Origin of the sequence: Streptomyces sp. NBC_00285 (genome assembly GCF_036174265.1) — a bacterium.
Lineage (GTDB): Bacteria > Actinomycetota > Actinomycetes > Streptomycetales > Streptomycetaceae > Streptomyces.
The window spans coordinates 8,961,598-8,979,884 of the sequence record NZ_CP108055.1 but is presented as its reverse complement, the minus strand read 5'-3'; the positions used below and the strand labels follow the sequence as shown (position 1 = coordinate 8,979,884).

At 69.2% G+C, this 18,287-nt stretch carries 14 protein-coding genes and 1 riboswitch; of the genes, 1 reads left to right on the top strand and 13 read right to left on the bottom strand.

Annotation, left to right across the window (positions count from 1 at the left end; all coding sequences use genetic code 11):
- Nucleotides 1-76: 76 nt before the first annotated feature.
- The 5 genes from OHT57_RS41145 to OHT57_RS41125 all read right to left on the bottom strand — a co-directional run bounded on the left by OHT57_RS41145 (nucleotide 77) and on the right by OHT57_RS41125 (nucleotide 8,261).
- Nucleotides 77-793 carry a DUF6250 domain-containing protein gene (locus OHT57_RS41145; protein WP_328752007.1) on the bottom strand — a complete coding sequence of 239 codons (717 nt, stop codon included), beginning with the start codon at nucleotides 791-793 and terminating at the stop codon, nucleotides 77-79.
- Nucleotides 777-1,859, bottom strand: a complete 1,083-nt coding sequence (locus OHT57_RS41140) for a GDSL-type esterase/lipase family protein (RefSeq protein ID WP_328752006.1) — start codon at nucleotides 1,857-1,859, stop codon at nucleotides 777-779. The genes OHT57_RS41145 and OHT57_RS41140 overlap by 17 nt, the downstream gene beginning before the upstream one ends.
- Nucleotides 1,856-4,579 (bottom strand): exo-rhamnogalacturonan lyase family protein, encoded by a 2,724-nt coding sequence (locus tag OHT57_RS41135; protein ID WP_328752004.1) that lies wholly within the window; start codon nucleotides 4,577-4,579, stop codon nucleotides 1,856-1,858. Before OHT57_RS41135 ends, OHT57_RS41140 begins: the two co-directional genes overlap by 4 nt.
- Nucleotides 4,580-4,779: 200 nt before the next feature.
- Entirely contained in the window at nucleotides 4,780-5,715 is a 936-nt protein-coding gene (locus tag OHT57_RS41130) for a LysM peptidoglycan-binding domain-containing M23 family metallopeptidase (RefSeq protein WP_328752002.1), read from the bottom strand.
- A 4-nt stretch (nucleotides 5,716-5,719) separates the two neighbouring features.
- Nucleotides 5,720-5,888, bottom strand: a riboswitch (cyclic di-AMP (ydaO/yuaA leader).
- A gap of 297 nt (nucleotides 5,889-6,185) precedes the next feature.
- A complete protein-coding gene (locus OHT57_RS41125; RefSeq protein ID WP_328752000.1) occupies nucleotides 6,186-8,261 on the bottom strand; it encodes an alpha-galactosidase in 2,076 nt (691 codons plus the stop codon).
- Between the two features lie 203 nt (nucleotides 8,262-8,464).
- Here OHT57_RS41125 and OHT57_RS41120 point away from each other — a divergent pair, with 203 nt between their 5' ends.
- On the top strand, nucleotides 8,465-9,265 hold the full coding sequence (locus OHT57_RS41120) for a tyrosine-protein phosphatase (RefSeq protein WP_328751998.1): 801 nt from the start codon (nucleotides 8,465-8,467) through the stop codon (nucleotides 9,263-9,265).
- 52 nt (nucleotides 9,266-9,317) lie between these two features.
- Here the strand turns inward: OHT57_RS41120 and OHT57_RS41115 are convergent, their stop codons facing one another.
- The 8 genes from OHT57_RS41115 to shc form a co-directional block, all read right to left on the bottom strand.
- Nucleotides 9,318-9,440, bottom strand: coding sequence for a DUF6126 family protein (locus OHT57_RS41115; protein WP_328751996.1), 123 nt, complete (start codon nucleotides 9,438-9,440; stop codon nucleotides 9,318-9,320).
- Nucleotides 9,437-10,042, bottom strand: coding sequence for a helix-turn-helix domain-containing protein (locus tag OHT57_RS41110; RefSeq protein ID WP_328751995.1), 606 nt, complete (start codon nucleotides 10,040-10,042; stop codon nucleotides 9,437-9,439). Before OHT57_RS41110 ends, OHT57_RS41115 begins: the two co-directional genes overlap by 4 nt.
- Before the next feature lie 71 nt (nucleotides 10,043-10,113).
- Nucleotides 10,114-11,499: an aspartate aminotransferase family protein gene (locus OHT57_RS41105; RefSeq protein WP_328751993.1), complete on the bottom strand. Its 1,386-nt coding sequence runs from the start codon at nucleotides 11,497-11,499 to the stop codon at nucleotides 10,114-10,116.
- Entirely contained in the window at nucleotides 11,496-13,412 is a 1,917-nt protein-coding gene (dxs, locus tag OHT57_RS41100; RefSeq protein WP_328751991.1) for a 1-deoxy-D-xylulose-5-phosphate synthase, read from the bottom strand. The genes OHT57_RS41105 and dxs overlap by 4 nt, the downstream gene beginning before the upstream one ends.
- Before the next feature lie 27 nt (nucleotides 13,413-13,439).
- Complete coding sequence (ispG, locus tag OHT57_RS41095; protein WP_328751989.1) at nucleotides 13,440-14,597, bottom strand: flavodoxin-dependent (E)-4-hydroxy-3-methylbut-2-enyl-diphosphate synthase; 1,158 nt, start codon at nucleotides 14,595-14,597, stop codon at nucleotides 13,440-13,442.
- Nucleotides 14,598-14,601: 4 nt separating this feature from the next.
- Nucleotides 14,602-15,624, bottom strand: coding sequence for an adenosyl-hopene transferase HpnH (gene hpnH, locus OHT57_RS41090; RefSeq protein WP_328751987.1), 1,023 nt, complete (start codon nucleotides 15,622-15,624; stop codon nucleotides 14,602-14,604).
- 5 nt (nucleotides 15,625-15,629) lie between these two features.
- A complete protein-coding gene (locus OHT57_RS41085; protein ID WP_328751985.1) occupies nucleotides 15,630-16,271 on the bottom strand; it encodes a phosphorylase family protein in 642 nt (213 codons plus the stop codon).
- Nucleotides 16,271-18,262 carry a squalene--hopene cyclase gene (gene shc / locus OHT57_RS41080; protein ID WP_328751983.1) on the bottom strand — a complete coding sequence of 664 codons (1,992 nt, stop codon included), beginning with the start codon at nucleotides 18,260-18,262 and terminating at the stop codon, nucleotides 16,271-16,273. The genes OHT57_RS41085 and shc overlap by 1 nt, the downstream gene beginning before the upstream one ends.
- Between the last annotated feature and the right edge of the window lie 25 nt (nucleotides 18,263-18,287).

Genomic DNA, 18,287 nt, shown 5'->3' with positions numbered 1-18,287 from the left:
GACCGTAGGAAGGACTTGACGGGCGGTGAGATAAGCCACTCCTAAAGTGTTCGCCAAACGTGGAATAGGTGTGTCGTCATGGATGTTGACGCTGCGACCGCCACACGCGGAAGCCGCTGATCCGGAAGTGGCTCCAGGTGGTCCGGAACGCGAAGTGGCCGCTCGTGTAGGGCTGCGGATCGGTGTAGTCGAAGACGAGCCGGCCGTTGTTCCACCACTGCACCGTGGTGCCATCGGAGACGATCCGCACCCGGTTCGGCTCGTTCGCGACGAGCAGCGGCTCGGTGTAGTCGTAGATCAGCGGCCGCACCCCCGCCTCGCCCACGTAACGGCGCAGCCTGGTCGTGGTGTTGTAGTTGGCTCCGTAGCCGGAGTAGTACGTCCTCAGGTAGTCGTACTCCGCGAGCGCCCCGCCCCTGTGGGTGGCGAAGATGTCGTCGGGGGACCGGACGTCGACGGCGTTCCAGAAGTTGTTCAGGTCGGAGACCCGGTCGTTGACCCCGCCCGCGGAGACGGGGGTGGCGGTGTATTCGATGACGTACGGGCCTTCGAGCCGCTTCCTGAACCAGACGGTCGCTCCCGCGGGCACGTCGACCTCCAGGTTTCCTCGCTCGGCGGTGACGCTGCCGCCCTGCTCCAGTTCGACGGCCCATCGGCCGAGGCCGTGACGGAAGTCGTCGTGGGCGATGAGACGGCGGTGGCGGGCCGAGGCGCTCGCGGTGGCCGCGGGGGCGAGGGCGGCCAGGGCGGCGCCGGCAGCGAGGGCTCCGAAGGCTCTACGCGTGGTGGTCACTGGAGGGCGTTCCTTCCGGGGTGGTGGTCGCGGGCTTCTTCGAGATGAGGTCGATCAGTCGGTCGGCCACCTTCCGGTGACCCTGGGCGCTGGGGTGGACGGCGCCGTTGAAGTCGCCCTGCGCCGCGTCGAGCCAGCCGGTCGTGTCGACGAACTGGATGCGCGGATCGGCGAGTTCGGCGACGACGGCCGCGATGTCCGCGGCATGGGTGCCGTCGAAGGGGCGGAGGGCGAGGATGCGGGCGTGTGGTGCGGCGGCCCGGAGCCGTGACAGACAGGCGCGGTAGGCGGCCGTGAACTCGGCCGAGCCGGACGCGGCGTCGTTGGTGCCCTGGTTCAGCACGATCGCGTCGGCCCGGCGGTCCGAATCCGCCCTGGAACCTGCATAGTTCCACCCGTAGGCGTCAGTTGCCGCGGGCACTCCCCCGTTGCCGGTCCGGATCACACCCTGCCGCCCGAACCCGACCTGGGTGAGCGAGGCGTGCAGGGCGTCGGCGATCAGAGTGGGGTAGGCGGCCGTACCGTCCGCGCAGTCGGAGGTGTTCACGTCGCACAGGGCCATGACGCCCTGGGTGATCGAGTCACCGTAGAACGCCAACTGAAGCTTCTTCACAGGATGTTGAGAAAGCAGATGTCCCCTGATCCCGGTCAGCACCACCCCGGTCTCCAGTGGCGGGACCCACCGGTTCGCCCGCGAGAAGACATCCTTGACGGAGATCTCGACGGAGTGGCGCCCACGGCCGACCGCCCTGATCTCCAGGTCGGGTCGGTCGACGGCGTACGCCTCCTTGGGGCCGCCGTCGACCGACACGTAGATCTGCGCGGGCACGGTGATGGACGAGACGTCGAAGAGCGCGTGGACGGCCGGGCCGGTGAAGCGGAAGCGCAGCCGGGAACCGGAGTTGACGGTGACGGCCGCCGCAGCGGTCCGGCCCCAGCGGCCCTCATAGGCGATACGGCGATCATCGGGGCGCACGACGTCCGAGCCGCCGGAGGCGACGGCGGGCGGCACCGCGCCGACGAGCAGGCCCGCCAGGGTCGCCGCTGTCAGGAGCGTGCGTCTCATGACGGGATCCGGTCTCCGATCAGAGCCAGGTTCTGGATCGCGGCGAGGGCCCATTGGGCGGAGGAGTTGGTGGAGATCCAGGGGATCTCCTTCGTGGTCCGCAGGACCGCCGGGGTCTTGATCGTGACGGGGTTCCAGTCGTTGGACGGGAAGTAGGTGTCGTTGCCGGTCAGGAACTCGTTCCACGCGCGTGTGGCGAGAGCCGGATCGTTCTTGCGCTGAGCGGCGTAGGCGGTGATGCGCGAGTGCGCGGCGGGCAGTGCCGACTTCCAGGTGGAGCCGGTGAGTTGCTTCTTCTGGGCGTCGGAGGCGTTGTAGTACTGCGCGTAGTTCAGCCAGGCCGTGCGAAACTCCGGCTCCTCGTCGCCCAGCAGCGACACGATCTCGCTGTTGGTCTCGACGAGTCCGAAGACAGCGCTGAGATGGGAGACGTTGACGGCCGTGTCGGTCGTCACGGCGAACTTGCCGGTGTCGGCGTCGAGGAGACCCGTTCCCGTGAAGAAGCCGTTGGGCTGCGCGGCGATCGTCCGCAGGGAGTTGACGAGTTTCGCCTTCGCCTCGGCCGCGCGCGGGCCGCCCCGCTCCCATTCGGTGAGCCAGGCCGCCGACACCCCACCCCAGTCGGTGCCGAAGCCCACCGACAGGGCGTGCCGGTCGCCGGGCTCGTAACCGTCGGTGCGGACCTTGCGTTGCGGGTCGACCTCCAGGAACGTCAGCTCCACGTCGACGAGTTCGCTCAGCAGGTCGCCGGTGCGTTCGTCGCCGGTGAGGAAGTAGTGGAAGCGACGGTTGGCGGCCGTGGAGATACGGACCTGTTTGGCGCTGTCCGCCCAGTGCTGCACGCCGTGGCGGGTGCCGAGGCCCGCCCACTTGCCGAGGTGGTAGACGTCGACCTCACCGGTGTGCCGGGTCATCGCCTCCACGAACCGGAACGCCTCGGCGGAGCCGGTGCGCAGGAAGTGGTACCAGAGCCAGAGGTCGGTGCCCAACTCGGAGTTGTCCCAGGCGAATCCGCCGATGTCGTAGCGCCAGACGTGCCGGTCGTTGTCGTAGGTGTGCTGGACGTCGCCGTAGTCGAGGAAGCCGTACCAGCGGCGCTCCTCGCGCTGGTCGCGGTAGTAGGCGAACAGGTCGTCGAGGTGGTCCTCGATCGCCGCGCGGGCCTTCGAGGAGCGGTCCACGGGCGCCCAGTCGCCGAACACGCCCGCGGAGCGCAGCCGTTGGGGCGAGGCCACCAGCAGTGGAGGAGCGGCCACCGCCTTCGCCTGAGCCGCCAGAGCGGCGGCGGACGGAGTCTTCTCCAGTGCCCAGAAGGTCAGTTCACTGGTCCGGGCGATGCCGTACGGGGTGCCGAAGCCGGGCTCGTAGTCCTCGTACGTGATCTCCAGACCGCCGTCGGACTGCTCCTCGTAGGTGTCCTGACCGAGGCCGTCGTGGTAGAAGCGCAGGTCGAGGGGCTGGGCCTCGGGCGAGTAGAGCCAGAGGGTGACCTCGGCGGCGTCGGAGGCCGCGCCGCGGACGTCCAGCTGGGTGGGGTGGCGCTGCCAGAAGTCCCTGAGACCGAAGGAGAGTCCGCCGCTCGCGCCGCCGACGTATCCGAAGCCGGTGGCGCGCTGTCCGGCCGCGGCCGTGATCCAGCCGTACCCGGCCTTGGTCCGCTTGCGCACGAGGTAGCCGTCGGCGGTCGGCTGGGTCAGGGTGTAGTCGCCCCACCGCGGGATGTACGCCAGCCGGCTCGACACCCGGGTGTCCCAGGTGACGGTGTCCGGAAGCCTCTCGCCCGCGATCTGCGCGGCCCGCACTGCGGCTCCCGGGTCGCGGCGCAGCCCGGTGACGCCCTGGACGGCCTCGCTGAACAGGCCGCCGCCCGAGTCCGCGAACCGCACATGGCGGTCGTACGGCTGGTCGCTCAGCGGCACGGTGAAGCGGACACCGAGCCCGCGCAGGAAGTCCCCCCGGTCGGAACCGGGCTGCTGTTCGCCGTCCCAGACGAAGGTGTGCACCAGACGGAAGGATTCCGCACCGGCGGAGAACGCGAACCGCAGCACGAAGGGCAGCCAGGCCCTGCCGCCGTGCCGGTGCCGGCCCTCGACCCGGATCACGGCACGGACGGATCCCTCCTGCTCGACCGCGATCTTCTCGATCCGGCCGGCGAAACCGTCGAGGTCCGCGCCCTCACGCACGGACTCCTGCCGCAGGGCGACCAGCCGCCCGTCCCGGGCGATCTCGGTCGTACCGCGCCGGATGCTGCGTATGACGGTGTCGGAGCCCCTGGCCTCGAAGACGGCGGTGATCACGCCGGTCGACACCTCGATGCGGCCGCTCCTCCGGCCGACCTCGACCCGGTGAACGGGAGCGGCCGGGCTGCCGGCGCTGAGTACGTAACGGTCGGCCTTGGGCGCGTCGGGCGCTATCGCGTGTGCGGTCCACTTCACCGAGCCGTCGGGCCAGTAGCCGGTGACCCAGCTCTGGACCGGGACCTCGTCGCCGCCGGAGGTCGCGAGCCGGAACGGCTGCTCCGGGCGATGGGTGCCACGAGCCCAGGGGACTCCCCAGGTGGCACCGGCGTGGACGTCGGGGGCCGAACCGTCCAGCCAGTGGAGTTCGGTGGCGTCGCCGTCCGCCGCTGTGGCGGCGTGGGACACGGCCCAGGAGAACTGGGTGAGGGCGGCCGCGGCTGCGGCGCCCTTGAAGACGGTGCGTCGGTCGACGCCGGACACAGTGACCTCCGAAGGCCGCAGAAAGCGCTTGCACAACTATGGAGTTCACTGTGTCCCCACCCTCCCCCGCCTGTCGACGCTACGAGCATGTCTGCCACAAGACCGCAATGAAGTGATCATGAAGGCGCAAGGACACTCAGCAGGGAACACCGAAGGCCGGACCCGGGGATCGGGGTCCGGCCTTCGGTGGCACAGGGGCGTCAGCCGACGGCGACGCCCTTCGAGCGGAGGTAGGAGACCGGGTCCACGTCCGAGCCGTAGTCCGGCGTGGTGCGGATCTCGAAGTGCAGGTGCGGGCCGGTGACGTTGCCGGTCGCGCCGGAGAGGCCGATCTGCTGGCCCTCGGTCACGGTCTGGCCGGCCGAGACGGAGAGCTGGGACAGGTGGGCGTACTGCGCGTAGTAGCCGTCGTCCAGCTTGATGACGACCTGGTTGCCGTAGGCGCCGCCCCAGCCCGCGGAGACGACCGTGCCCGCGGCGACGGCCTTCAGCGCGGTGCCGGTCGGGACGACGAAGTCCACGCCGGTGTGATAGCCGCTGGACCACATGCTGCCCGCCACGCGGTAACCGGTGCCGATGGTGGCACCGGAGACCGGAAGGGTGTAGCCGCTGGAGCTGGTGGTGTCGGAGCTCCGGGTGGCGGCAGTCGAGTTCGACGACGACTTCGCCTCGGCCTTCTCGGTCTTCGAGGAGGCCGACGAAGAGGAAGCGGAGGACTCGGTCCTCGCGGTGCTCGTCGTGGCCCTCTTGCCGATCGAGAGCTTCAGACCGGGGTGGATGAGCGAGGGGTCCTCGCCGACGGCCTGGCGATTGTCGGCGTAGAGCTTCTCCCAGCCGCCGGTGACGTTCTGCTCGTCGGCGATCTTCGAGAGATAGTCACCGGTCCGCACCGAATAGGTGCGCACGGTCGCGGCCTTCTTCTTCGTGGCTGTCTTTTCGGCGGTCTTCTCAGCGACCTTCTGCGTCACCGGAAGCGACTGAACGGCCTTTTCCGACACCGACTGCGAGGTGGCGGCGTGAGCACCGGTGGCCCCCATGAGCGGGAGGGCGAGTGCGGCACCCCCGGTTCCGGCGACGGCGATCGAGCGGGTGAAGCGCTGGGGCTTCGGACGGCGGTGCTTACCCTTCGCGGGCATGGCGAATTCCTCTCCGGCGCCTGCGAGGTGAGCTGTCGGGTGCGGACTGGAGATGTCCGGCCGCGCCGAGGCGCGACTTGACCCCAAGCCTGTTCCGGAGACCGGAACAGGCGGTACTGCCTGTGGGTCCCCCGCTCCTGCCGTGTACGGGTGAGTGTGGGCGGAATCCGTTCGGCGGCAGGATTAGGCGTCCGACCGGATCGGTGGTGAACGTAAGCGAGCAAGACGCAAAGGGACAAGTGGGAGGTTCCCTGTGAATGCGTTTCTGTTGATCGCCTACGGGAATTGACAGTCACCCTGAGTGCATCGGATGCCCGATTACCGACCCGAATCCCCTTGAAAACCACAAGAATTACGTGAACATGACCAGCGACACACCGTCACGGATATGACGCTCCTCACGTCACGAATTCACAGGAACCCATATCCCGGAAGGAGTTGGAAGGAAACCAGCAATTCGGACAGAGGCCCTAGATGCGACGGAGTCGGATAACCGTCGCATCAAGGTCACCCCGCAAGCCGGTGGAAAGTCCGTGATGCAGCAATACAGCCCCTCGGTGAACTTCGCCCGTTTCGAGGCATTCATACGACGCCGTCGGGTCGAGTCCACGCAGCCGCAACGCCTGGACGGGCTCGCCGTACTGCTGCGCCTGGAGCCAGGCGAGGACGACGGCCTCGTCCCCGAGGACGTACTGCACCGCACTGAGCCCGCCCCGCGGAGGCCGCAGCCGGTAGAGGTCGCCGCGCTGCACCACGGGCCGGATCTCCTTGTAGAGGTCCACCCACTGACGGGCCTCGGCGAGCTCCTCCTCGGTCCACTCCTCGAGGTCCCCGCCGACGCCGAGAACCCCGGCCATCGCACTCACGAACCGGAACCGAAGAGAGCTCACCCGGCCGTTGAGCTGGGTGTTGGGGCTGTCGGTGACCCAGGCGGCCATCACCCGCGCGGGATGGACCTGACTGAATCCGTACTGGATGGCGAGGCGGTCGAGCGGGTCGGTGTTGTCGGAGGTCCACACCTGGTCGGTGCGGCTCAGCACCCCGAGGTCGATCCGGCCGCCGCCACCCGAGCAGGACTCGAAGGCAACGCCGGGGTGAGCCTCGCGCAGGCGGTCCAACAGGGCGTAGAAGCCGCGCACATGGTCGACCCACAGGCGCTGCGGGTACGGGTCGCCGGGCCAGCCCGCGTCGGTGAAGCAGCGGTTGAAGTCCCACTTCACATAGTCGATCGGGGCCGAGGAGAGCAGCGTGTCCAGCTGCTCCCACAGGTATTCCTGGACGTCCTCACGCGCGAGGTTCAGTACGAGCTGATTACGGAACTCCGTCCGCTTTCGTCCCGTCTGGTACTGCACCCAGTCCGGATGGGCGCGGTAGAGCTCGCTGTCCGGGTTGACCATCTCCGGCTCGACCCAGATGCCGAACTGCATGCCGAGCGAGCGCACGCGGTCGGCGAGTGGCTTCAGGCCGGCCGGGAAGCGGTCGGGGTTGGGCTCCCAGTCGCCGAGCCCGGCCCGGTCACTGGTACGGGTGCCGAACCAGCCGTCGTCGACGACGAACAGTTCGACGCCGATCGCCGCGGCCCGCCTGGCGAGGGTGCCCTGCTGCTCCTCGGAGATGTCGAAGGTCGTGGCCTCCCAGGAGTTGAACAGCACGGGCCGGTCCTGGTCCGCGTCCGGGATGACGTACGCCCGTTGCCAGGCGTGCCAGGCCCGGCTCGCGCCGCCGAAGCCACCGTCGCTCCAGAGGCCGGCGAAGACGGGCGTCGTGAACGACTCCCCGGCCGCCAGGCACAGCAGGCCGGAGTCGTCATAGCCTGCGCCGCCGGTGATCTGCACACGCGCGTCGGGGAGTTGGGCCACGGCGATCCGCCAGGACCCGGACCAGCCGAGGGCGCAGCCGTAGACCTCGCCGTGCTCCTCGGTCGCGTCGGTGTCGAGGGCGACCCACGGCAGGTGCTGGTGCCCGGTGTGGCCGCGGCGGCTGCCGATCACCTTCTCGCCGTAGGTGAGGGGGGCCTGGGTGAGCTGGGACTCGGCAGCCCAGCGGCCGTGGAGCTGGGAGAGCCGCCAGCCGTCCTCGCGGTCGGGCAGGGTCCAGGTGGCCGAGTCGGCGCGCAGCAGCTCGACCGGTGCCGGGCCCTGGTTGTCCAGGGTCACCCAGCGCTCCAGGACGTCGTGGCGCATCCGGTAGTGCAGTGTCACGGTCAGCCCGGCGTCCCGGAACCGCAGCCGAAGTTCGTCGCCCTCGGTGTCATAAGCCTCGAAGCTCCACTCGGTGCCACGCCGCTCGTCCGTGCGCACGGACAGGGCGGGACGGCTGAAGCGGGGGCCGCCTTCGACCGGGTACTCCTCGTGCCCGTCGAGCGGGGCCTCGAAGGGCCGGTACTCGGGCAGCGGGCGGGCGGCGAGGGCCTCGGCGTCGGCGAGGGCGATCCTCGGGCCCCAGTGCAGGTGCAGCAGCTCGTCCTCGGCAGTGAGGTGCAGGGCGTAACTACTGGCCGACCCGGACAGAATCCACGTACGGCCGTTCTCGGCGATCTCCAGCATCGTGCCCCTCACAGATTCGAACAGGTGCCATCAGGTGTGCTCAGGCACCAACATCATCAACGGCCACGAGCCCGGCTGCAACGCCTGTGGACGACTGATTGCCAGGGCTGTGGACAACTCATTGCCCCAGGAACACGTGTCGTATCGTCGAGAGCGTGCCCGTCGACGAGCAGCGTCGGCGGTGACCGGCTGGGAGGAACCCCGTGACGCAGCAGATCCCGTCGACCGAACCCGAACTGGCCGCTGTCCGCAACTTCCGTGATGTGGGCGGAATGCCGACGGTGGACGGACGTCGGGTGCGGTACGGAGTGCTGTTCCGCAGCGGTCACCTCGCGCACGCGACGGAGGACGACGCCGCGTTCCTGTCCTCTCTCGGCCTGCACACGGTCTTCGACTTCCGTAACGAGGCGGACCAGAAGCTGGAGGGCATGGACGTCGAGCTGGCAGGGGTGCGCAATGTGAACCTCCCGCTGAGCGACCCGGCCGACGGCGTGGAGTTCTGGAAGATGGTCCGGGACGGCGAGCTCGACCAGCTGCGCGAGATCCTCAGCGACGGCAAGGGCGCGAACCGGATGATCAGCTCCTACCGCAGGATCATCAAGGAGCGCACCGCGGAGCACTCCCAGGTGCTGCGCTCCCTCGCCGAGGACAGCGTGCCCGCCCTGATGCACTGCGCGGCCGGCAAGGACCGTGCGGGCCTGTCCATAGCCGTGACCCTGCTCGCCGTGGGCGCCGAGCGCGAGGCGATCGTCGCCGACTATCTGGAGTCGAACGCCAAGCACCGGCGGTACAAGGTGCGCCGCAGTGGTGACGACGTCGCCACCGCCTACTCCCCCGAGGTCATGGAGCTGCTCAGCCCCCTCTTCGACGCACGCGTCGAGTATCTGACGGCGGCCTTCGAGACCATCGAGGAGACGTGGGGCAGCGTGGACGCGTACCTGGAGCAGGGCCTCGGCCTCACCCCGGAGATCCGCGAGCGCCTGCGGGAGCGGCTCCTCGACTGAGCTGTGCGGCCGCCCCTGCCGCCCTGCCTCTGTCCGGGAGCCGGAGCAGCGGCTACTGCCCTGCCCCCACCGCGAAGAGGAAGTAGATGAAGGCCGCGAAGACGTGGCCGGCCGCGAGGTAGATGATCAGGCGCACCCACAGGGCGCGGGGAAACTTCTCCTCCATGTCGGTCATGGTGTCTCTCCAAGGTTCGGGCCCAGGCACAGCGTGGCCGTGGGACTCTGCAAGAGGGTGTGGACGAACAGGAGCTCGACGCCGTCGGGGTCGTGGGCGGCGATGCGGTGCGGGGTCAGCGAGTCGAAGTGGGCACTGTCGCCCGGGTCGAGCCGGTGTGTGCTGTCGCCGAGGCGCAGCCGGAGCCGCCCCTTGAGGACGTAGAGCCATTCCTCGCCCGGGTGCACCCGCACGATGTCGCCCTGGGAGCCGTGCGGCACATGGACCCGCAGGGCCTGCATGCCACGGCCGGGCGCGCCCGCCTGGAAATAGGTCCAGCCGCCCGCCGCGGTCGGTTCCATGTCGCCGGAGCGCATGACGGCGTCCCGTTCGGCGACCGTCTCGCCGAGCAGTTCCGAGACCGTCGTACCGTAGATACGGGCGAGGGCCAGCAGCATCGGCAGCGAAGGCTGGCGCTGCCCGGTCTCTAGCCGGGAGAGGTGGGCGGGCGACAAGCCCGCGGCACCGGCCGCGGCCTCCAGGGTGAGGGAGGCGCGGCGGCGCAGTGCGCGGAGCTGAGGAGCCACCGAAGGCAGCTCCGTGAAGGCTTCCGAGGAGCTCATGCCTCCATTGAGCCGGAGGTTTGCCTCTGCGGCAAATTTCTTGCCTCAGAGGCAAAATACTCCCGGATTCGCTAGCGGTTGGCCACCGCCTGCTTCACCAACGTCTTGCTGAAGTCCCACATCAGCCCGCCGCCGCTGTGCGCGTCGTCCATGACGGCGGTGAAGGCGTCGACGAACCGGTCCACGTCCGCCTCCCCGACGACGAGCGGCGGGATGAGCTTGATGACCTCCAGGTGGTCCCCGGAGACCTGGGTGAGGATCCGGTGCCGCTGGAGCAGCGGGACGACGACCATCTGCGCGAACAGGCCCTTGCGTGCGGCCTGGAGCATGGTCCAGCGGCTGCGCAGCTTCAGCGACCTGGGCCGGCCGAACTCGATGCCGATCATCAGGCCCCGGCCGCGGACGTCGGCGAGCAGTTCGTACGTGTCGGTCAGCGCCGCGAGCCTGGACCTGAGCAGGTCGCCGGTGGCGCGGGCGTTCGCGACGATCTGCTCGTTCTCCATGACCGACAGGACCGCGAGGCCGGCCGCCATCGCCTGGGCGTTGGATCCGAAGCTCGCCGAGTGCACCAGCACCCGGTCCATCGAGGAGTAGACCTTCTTGAAGATCCAGTCCTTGCCGAGGGTGGCGCCGACCGGGACATAGCCGCCGGAGAGCGCTTTGGCCACGCACACCAGGTCGGGTTCGACGCCGTCCTCGTGCTGGTAGGCGTAGAAGTCCCCGGTCCGGCCGAGCCCGGTCTGCACCTCGTCGGCGATGAGCAGCGCCTTGTGCCCCCGCAGCAGCTCCTGCGCGGCCCGCAGATAGCCGGGCGGGGCCTCGAGCACGCCCTTGCCCTGGATCGGCTCGACCACCAGGGCGGCCACGTCGCCCTTCTTCAACTCCCTTGCCAGGGCGTCGAGATCGCCGAGGGGGACGGCGGTGTCGGGCAGCAGGGGTGCGAAGCCGTCCCGGAAACCGGACTCGCCGTTGACCGACAGCGCCCCAGTGGTCAGTCCGTGGAAGGCGTGGTCGCAGTACAGGACCCGCGGCTTCCCGGTGGCGTACCGGGCGAACTTCAGCGCGGTCTCCACCGCCTCCGTGCCGCTGTTGCCGAAGAACACCCGGTCCAGGTGCGGGCTGTGGGCGAGGAGCTTCTCGGCGAGCAGTCCGGGCAGTGGCTGACAGTCGAAGCGGGTGAGGTCGGCGAGGCCGGCGTCGAGGACGTCGTGCAGTGCCTTGCGGACGACGGGGTGGTGGCGGCCCAGGCCCATCACCCCGAACCCGGCGAGCATGTCCAGGTAGTCGTTGCCGTCCGCGTCCCAGAAGTGGGCGCCCTCGGCGCGCTCGTAGACCTTGTCGAAGCCGATGGTGTGCAGCATGCGCGGGAGCTGGTGGTTGAGGTACTTGCCGTGCAGCTCGTAGCGCTCGGCTCCGCGCTCGGCCAGCAGTGCGCCGAGGTCGAACTCCTTGGTCATTCAGGTTTCTCCTTGCCGGCCAGGGCCGTTTCGGCCAGGGTCTCCTTCACGGCCAGGCTCGCGCTGATCCGTCCGGCGACCTCCACGGGCGTCAGCCCGATGTCGGCGAGCACCTCGCCCCGCTTGGCGTGCGCGAGGAACTGTTCCGGGATCCCGAACCGCCGTACGGGCACGTCGACATCGGCGTCGCCCAGCGCGAGCGCGACCGCGGCGCCCACCCCGGCGGCCCGGCTGTTGTCCTCGACGACGGCCACCAACCGGTGTTCCGCGGCGAGTCCCGGCAATGCGGGATCGACGGGCTTGACCCAACGGGGGTCCACCACCGTGCAGTTGATGCCGCGGGCCTCAAGCAGCTCGGCGGCCTGGAGGCAGACGGGGGCCATGACGCCGACGGCGACCAGGAGGACGTCGGGCGCCTCCGCGGACCGGTGCAGGACGTCCAGCCCGCCCACCCGGTCGACGGCCGGCACCGAAGGGCCCACCGACTCCTTCGGGAACCGCACCAGCGTCGGCGCGTCGTCCACGGCGACCGCCTCCCGCAGCTGCGCCCGCAGTTGGTCGGCGTCCCGCGGCGCGGCGATCCTCAGTCCTGGTACCACCTGAAGGATCGACATGTCCCACATGCCGTTGTGGGACGCCCCGTCGACCCCGGTGACACCCGCCCGGTCCAGCACGAACGTGACCCCGCAGCGATGCAGGGCGACGTCCATGAGGAGCTGGTCGAAGGCCCGGTTGAGGAAGGTCGCGTAGACGGCGACGACAGGGTGCAGGCCACCGGTCGCAAGACCGGCCGCGGACACCGCCGCGTGCTGCTCGGCGATCCCGACGTCCCACACCCGGTCCGGGAACCGGGCGGCGAACTTGCCGAGGCCGACCGGGTGCAGCATGGCCGCCGTGATCGCCACGACGTCCTCGCGCTCCGCCCCGATCGCGGCGATCTCGTCGCCGAACACCGAGGTCCAGGAAGGCCCGTTGGACGGCGCCAGCGGCTCGCAGGTGAGGGGGTCCATCACACCGACGGTGTGGAAGTGGTCCTCCTCGTGGGCGAGGGCGGGTTCGTAGCCGCGCCCCTTCTCCGTCAGACAGTGGACGAGCACCGGTCCGTGGAAGCGTTTCGCGCGCCTCAGCGCGGACTCGACGGCACCGATGTCGTGCCCGTCGATCGGGCCGACGTACTTCAGCCCGAGGTCCTCGAACATGCCCTGCGGAGCGAAGGCGTCCTTGAAGCCCTTCTTCGCGCCGTGCAGCGACTCGTAGACGGTGTTGCCGACCAGGGGAGTCCTGAGGAGTACGTCCTTCCCCCAGGCCAGCACCTTCTCGTAGCCGTCTGTCGTGCGCAGGGTGGCCAGGTGGTTGGCGAGGCCGCCGATGGTCGGCGAGTACGACCGCTCGTTGTCGTTGACGACGATGATCAGTGGCCGGTCCTTGGCGGCCGCGATGTTGTTCAGTGCCTCCCAGGCCATCCCGCCGGTGAGGGCGCCGTCGCCGATGACCGCGACGACATGACCCTTCTCCCCCTGTACCTGGCGCGCCTTGGCGAGTCCGTCGGCCCAGCCGAGCGCGGTGGAGGCGTGGCTGTTCTCGACGATGTCGTGCTCGGACTCCTCGCGCGAGGGGTAGCCGGAGAGGCCTCCCTTGCCGCGCAGCTTCGAGAAGTCCTGACGCCCCGTCAGGATCTTGTGCACATAGCTCTGATGGCCGGTGTCCCACACGATGCGGTCGACCGGCGACTCGAAGACCCGGTGGAGCGCGATGGACAGTTCCACCACCCCCAGGTTGGGTCCGAGGTGTCCTCCGGTCCTGGCGACCGCGTGTACCAGGAACTCTCTGATCTCCTCGGCCAGTTCACCGAGATCCGACTCGGACAGCGCCTTCAGGTCACGTGGTCCCCGGATGTTCTCCAGCATCGTCACGCTCGGGCCCCCTTCGGTCCGTGCTGTTCAACTCACGGTGACGGCCGGCTCCCCCGCCGAGACGCCGTCCTGTTCCATCTGTTCGGCGATCTTCATCGCTTCCTCGATGAGGGTCTCCACGATCTTCGATTCCGGGACGGTCTTGATGACCTCGCCCTTGACGAAGATCTGCCCCTTGCCGTTGCCGGAGGCGACACCCAGGTCCGCCTCCCGTGCCTCGCCGGGACCGTTGACCACACACCCCATCACCGCTACCCGCAGGGGCACTTCCATGCCCTCGAGGCCCGCGGTGACCTCGTCGGCCAGCTTGTAGACGTCGACCTGCGCGCGCCCGCAGGACGGGCACGAGACGATCTCCAGCCGCCGTTGCCGAAGGTTCAGCGACTCCAGGATCTGGATGCCGACCTTGACCTCCTCGGCGGGCGGGGCGGACAGGGACACCCGGATGGTGTCGCCGATCCCCCTGCTGAGCAGCGCCCCGAAGGCCACCGCCGACTTGATCGTCCCCTGGAAGGCGGGGCCGGCCTCCGTGACCCCCAGGTGCAGCGGGTAGTCGCACTGCTCGGCGAGCAGTGTGTAGGCGGCCACCATGACGACCGGGTCGTTGTGCTTGACGGAGATCTTGATGTCCCGGAAGCCGTGCTCCTCGAACAACGACGCCTCCCACAACGCCGATTCGACGAGTGCCTCCGGAGTTGCCTTCCCGTACTTCTTGAGCAGCCGCTGGTCCAGCGACCCGGCGTTGACGCCGATCCGGATCGGCGTGCCGTGGTCCTTCGCGGCCCGCGCGATCTCCTTGACCTTGTCGTCGAACTGCTTGATGTTCCCGGGGTTCACACGCACCGCGGCACAGCCCGCCTCGATCGCCGCGAACACGTACTTCGGCTGGAAGTGGATGTCCGCGATCACCGGGATCTGCGACTTGCGCGCGATCGTCGCGAGGGCGTCCGCGTCGTCCTGCGTCGGACAGGCCACCCGCACGATCTGGCAACCGGACGCCGTGAGCTCCGCGATCTGCTGGAGCGTGGCACCGATGTCCGACGTACGGGTCGTCGTCATCGACTGCACCGACACCGGCGCCCCGCCCCCGACCGCCACCGGTCCGACGTGGATCTGCCGCGACTGGCGCCGCTCGGCGATCGGCCGGACCGGTACCTCGGGGATACCCAAGGAGATGGCGGTCATGGCGCTACTCGCGGTTTCCGCTGACGGTCTCGCGCATGGCCCGCAGGGACTCCTTCAGGGAGCCCATGGTGGCGAGGACGGCGGTCGGTTCGTAGCCGCAGTGCGCCATGCAGTTGGCGCAGCGCGGGTCCTTGCCGCGGCCGTACTTGTCCCAGTCGGTCTCCTCGATGAGTTCGCGGTACGTCGGCACGTACCCGTCGCTCATCAGGTAGCAGGGGCGCTGCCAGCCGAACAGGGAGTAGTTGGGGATCGCCCAGGCCGTGCACGGGAAGTCGACCTTGCCCTCCAGGAAGTCCAGGAAGAGCGGGGAGTGGTTGAGCCGCCACTTCTTGCGGTTGCCGCCGGCGAAGGCCTTCTTGAACAGCTCCCTGGTCTGTTCCACGCCCAGGAAGTGCTCCTGGTCGGGCGCCTTCTCGTAGGCGTAGGCGGGGGAGATCATCATCTCGTCGACCTTGAGGTCGTCGTTGAGGTAGTTGAGCACCTCGATGATGGTCTGCGGGGTGTCGGTGTTGAAGAAGGTCGAGTTGGTGGTGACCCGGAAGCCGCGTTGCTTGGCCTCCTTGATCGCCGCCACGGCCTCGTCGAAGACGCCCTCCTTCGCCACGGACTCGTCGTGCCGCTCACGCAGCCCGTCGATGTGCACGGCGAAGGCGAAGTACGGGGAGGGCTTGAACTTGTCCATCTTCTTGCGCAGCAGCATGGCGTTGGTGCAGAGGAAGACGTACTTCTTCTTCGCCACCAACTGCCGCACGATCTCGTCGATCTGAGGGTGCATCAGCGGCTCACCGCCGGCGATGGACACCATCGGCGCACCGGACTCAAGGACCGCCCCGACGGCCTGGGCCACCGGCATGCGCTGTTTGAGCACCCCGGCGGGGTGCTGGATCTTGCCGCAGCCCTCGCATGCGAGGTTGCACGCGAAGAGGGGTTCCAGTTCCACGATGAGCGGGAACTTCTCCCGCTTGCGGAGCTTTTGTTCGGCCAAGTATGTAGCGACCTTGATGGTCTGGCGCAGCGGCATGGCCATCTGGCTCACCTCCTGGGGAGCAGCAAGGAACGGTGCCATTCATGGAAAGCGGGAAGGACGGAACGAAGAACACGGAAGGCCGATATTCCACCGCGTACCGTGCCGATCCGGACGAGTTCATGTTGTGGAGCGTCCACGACCACCCGGACGGCCGCAACGGGGCGCTCGCCCGCGCGCACCGCGCTCAGCAGCGTGGCAGCGGACTCCATGTCGACCGCGATCGCGCCGGTCGCAAGCAGATCCGACCGCTCGTGACCACGGACGACGTGATCGGAGCCGGCGAGCGGACCGGTATGCACGGTGCGTCCCGGTACGGCCCGTACGAGCTCTTTGACGAGTAGGTCGGTCTCCACACACGGAACGGTTCCGTCCGGATGCCGGGTTTCCTCGGCGACCACCAGATCGCCGGGGTGCATCCCGGGAGCGAGCCCCGCGCAGAAGCCGGTGGCCAGTACGGCGGCCCCGTCGAGCAGGGGGTCGGCCAGCCGGCGGGTGACGGACCGTTCCGCCGCCTTGGGCCCCATGCCCGTGCGGAGCACGATGACCGGCCCGTCGGCACCGCCGCGCTCGCCCGTGCGCAGGGCGAGCTGTTCGATGCCGAGGGCGCAGGCGATCAGCAGCGGGGCGGTGGCGGGCTCGGTGCTCATCAGGCCGCCTCGGGCCGGGAGAACGGTTCTCCGTGGACGTAGCGGCCCAGTGCGGTGAGCGGGAAGACCTGCCGGTAGAGGTGGTAGTTGATGGAGAAGTCCCAGGGGAAGCCGGTGCCCGTGAAGTAGGGCTCGTCCCAGGAGCCGTCCTCGCGCTGGGTGCTCGCGAGCCACTCGATGCCCCGCTCGACGGCCTTGGAGTCCCTCTCCGCCGCGGCCAGCAGCGCCATCAGCGCCCAGGCGGTCTGCGAGGCCGTCGAGGCACCGCGGCCGCTCCACTCCTTGGCGTGTTTGTAGGAGCGCAGGTCCTCGCCCCAGCCCCCGTCGTCGTTCTGCACCTTCTCCAGCCAGTCCACGGCCCGCCGGATCGCCGGGTGCGAGGCGGGCAGACCGGCGGCCGTCAGCGCGGGCACCACCGAGCCGGTGCCGTAGACGTAGTTGACGCCCCAGCGCCCGAACCACGAGCCGTCCGGCTCCTGTTCGGCGAGCAGCCAGTCGATGCCCCGCCGGGTGCGCGGGTCGTGCGAAAGCCCCTCGACGGCCAGCATCTCCACCACATGTGCGGTGACGTCGGCGGACGGCGGATCGATGACCTCGCCGAAGTCGCAGAACGGCAGCCGGTTGGGGAACGGGCTGGTGTTGTCCACGTCGAACGCGCCCCACGCGCCGTTCTTCGACTGCATCCCGAGGTTCCAGCGCACTCCGCGCCCGATGGCCTTCTCGATCCGATCGGGGTCGTGGTGCCTGACCCGGCGCAGGGCGAGGGCGACCTCGGCGGTGTCGTCGATGTCGGGGTAGTTGTCGTTGTGGAACTCGAACGCCCAGCCGCCCGGCTGCAGTTGAGGTCGCTTCACCGACCAGTCGCCGGGCCGCACGATCTCCTCGCCGAGCATCCAGTCCGCCGCCTTGACGAGCTGCGGATGGTCGGCGGGCACTCCCGCGTCGGCGAGCGCGATGGTGGCGAGGCAGGTGTCCCACACCGGCGACTGGCAGGCCTCGATCATCCGGGACCCGTCCTCACGCCAGATGGCGAAGCGGTCCAGGGACTCCAGCCCGGCCCGCATGACCGGGTGTTCGAGGTCGTAGCCCACCAGGTGCAGCGCGATCACCGAGTACACGGCCGGCGGCTGGATGCCACCCCAGCAGCCGTCGTTCTCCTGCCGCTCGATGATCCAGCGGGCCGCACTGTTCATCGCGGCTCTGCGGAGTCTGCGCGGAGCGACCTTGCGCAGCTGGTGCAGCGCCTTGTCCAGACGCTGGAATGCGCCGTCCCAACTCGCCACCGGCGCAAGGGGCTTGGCAGGGTTCGGGTCGGCCGCGTCGATGTGCAGCTCATCGAGCGCGAAGGGCGCGGGCCGGACCGGCCGCTTCGCGGAGACGATCGTCAGCGGGACGATGGTCTGGCGCGCCCAGCACCCGAAGTCGTAGATGTTGAGGGGGGCCCACTTGGGGAAGTAGATGAGCTCCGGCGGGAGTTCGGGCAGGTCCTCCCACTTCCACCACCCGAACAGGGCGAGCCAGATCCGGGTGAACACCCGGGCGGCGGCGATACCGCCCTGCGCGCGGATCCAGGCGGAGGCGGTCGCCATGTGCGGGTCGTCCGGCGCGTCACCGTCCAGGCGGAGGGCGACGTACGCCTCGATGGTGGTGGAGAGTTCGCCGGGACCGCCGAAGAAGGAGGCCCAGGTGCCGTCCTCGCGCTGCTCACCGCGGATGAACCTGGCGGCGGCCCGCGTGGTGGACTCGTCGCGGATGCCCAGGAACTGACGGAGCAGCAGATCCTCGGCGTCCATCGTGACGTTGGTCTCGAGGTCGCCCTTCCACCAGCCCTGGGCGTCCTGTCTTGCGAGCAGGTGATCGGTGGCACGTTGAACTGCGCGTACGGCGGCTTCTTGTACCCCGGTCGCCACGGGGATCTCGATGTCGGTTTCGCTGGCCGCGGCAACACGGGGCGGCAGGGCCCCGGTGCTTCCGTCGGTCGTCGCTGTCATGGCTTCCCCTTCGTGCAGTGTGCAA

Excerpts from the sequence above, each read along its gene's own strand:
- OHT57_RS41140 (WP_328752006.1), bottom strand. The coding sequence starts at position 1,859 with ATGAGACGCACGCTCCTGACAGCGGCGACCCTGGCGGGCCTGCTCGTC.
- OHT57_RS41130 (WP_328752002.1), bottom strand. The coding sequence starts at position 5,715 with ATGCCCGCGAAGGGTAAGCACCGCCGTCCGAAGCCCCAGCGCTTCACC.
- OHT57_RS41125 (WP_328752000.1), bottom strand. The coding sequence starts at position 8,261 with ATGCTGGAGATCGCCGAGAACGGCCGTACGTGGATTCTGTCCGGGTCG.
- OHT57_RS41115 (WP_328751996.1), bottom strand. The coding sequence starts at position 9,440 with ATGACCGACATGGAGGAGAAGTTTCCCCGCGCCCTGTGGGTGCGCCTG.
- OHT57_RS41110 (WP_328751995.1), bottom strand. The coding sequence starts at position 10,042 with ATGAGCTCCTCGGAAGCCTTCACGGAGCTGCCTTCGGTGGCTCCTCAG.
- OHT57_RS41105 (WP_328751993.1), bottom strand. The coding sequence starts at position 11,499 with ATGACCAAGGAGTTCGACCTCGGCGCACTGCTGGCCGAGCGCGGAGCC.
- ispG (WP_328751989.1), bottom strand. The coding sequence starts at position 14,597 with ATGACCGCCATCTCCTTGGGTATCCCCGAGGTACCGGTCCGGCCGATC.
- hpnH (WP_328751987.1), bottom strand. The coding sequence starts at position 15,624 with ATGGCCATGCCGCTGCGCCAGACCATCAAGGTCGCTACATACTTGGCC.
- OHT57_RS41085 (WP_328751985.1), bottom strand. The coding sequence starts at position 16,271 with ATGAGCACCGAGCCCGCCACCGCCCCGCTGCTGATCGCCTGCGCCCTC.
- shc (WP_328751983.1), bottom strand. The coding sequence starts at position 18,262 with ATGACAGCGACGACCGACGGAAGCACCGGGGCCCTGCCGCCCCGTGTT.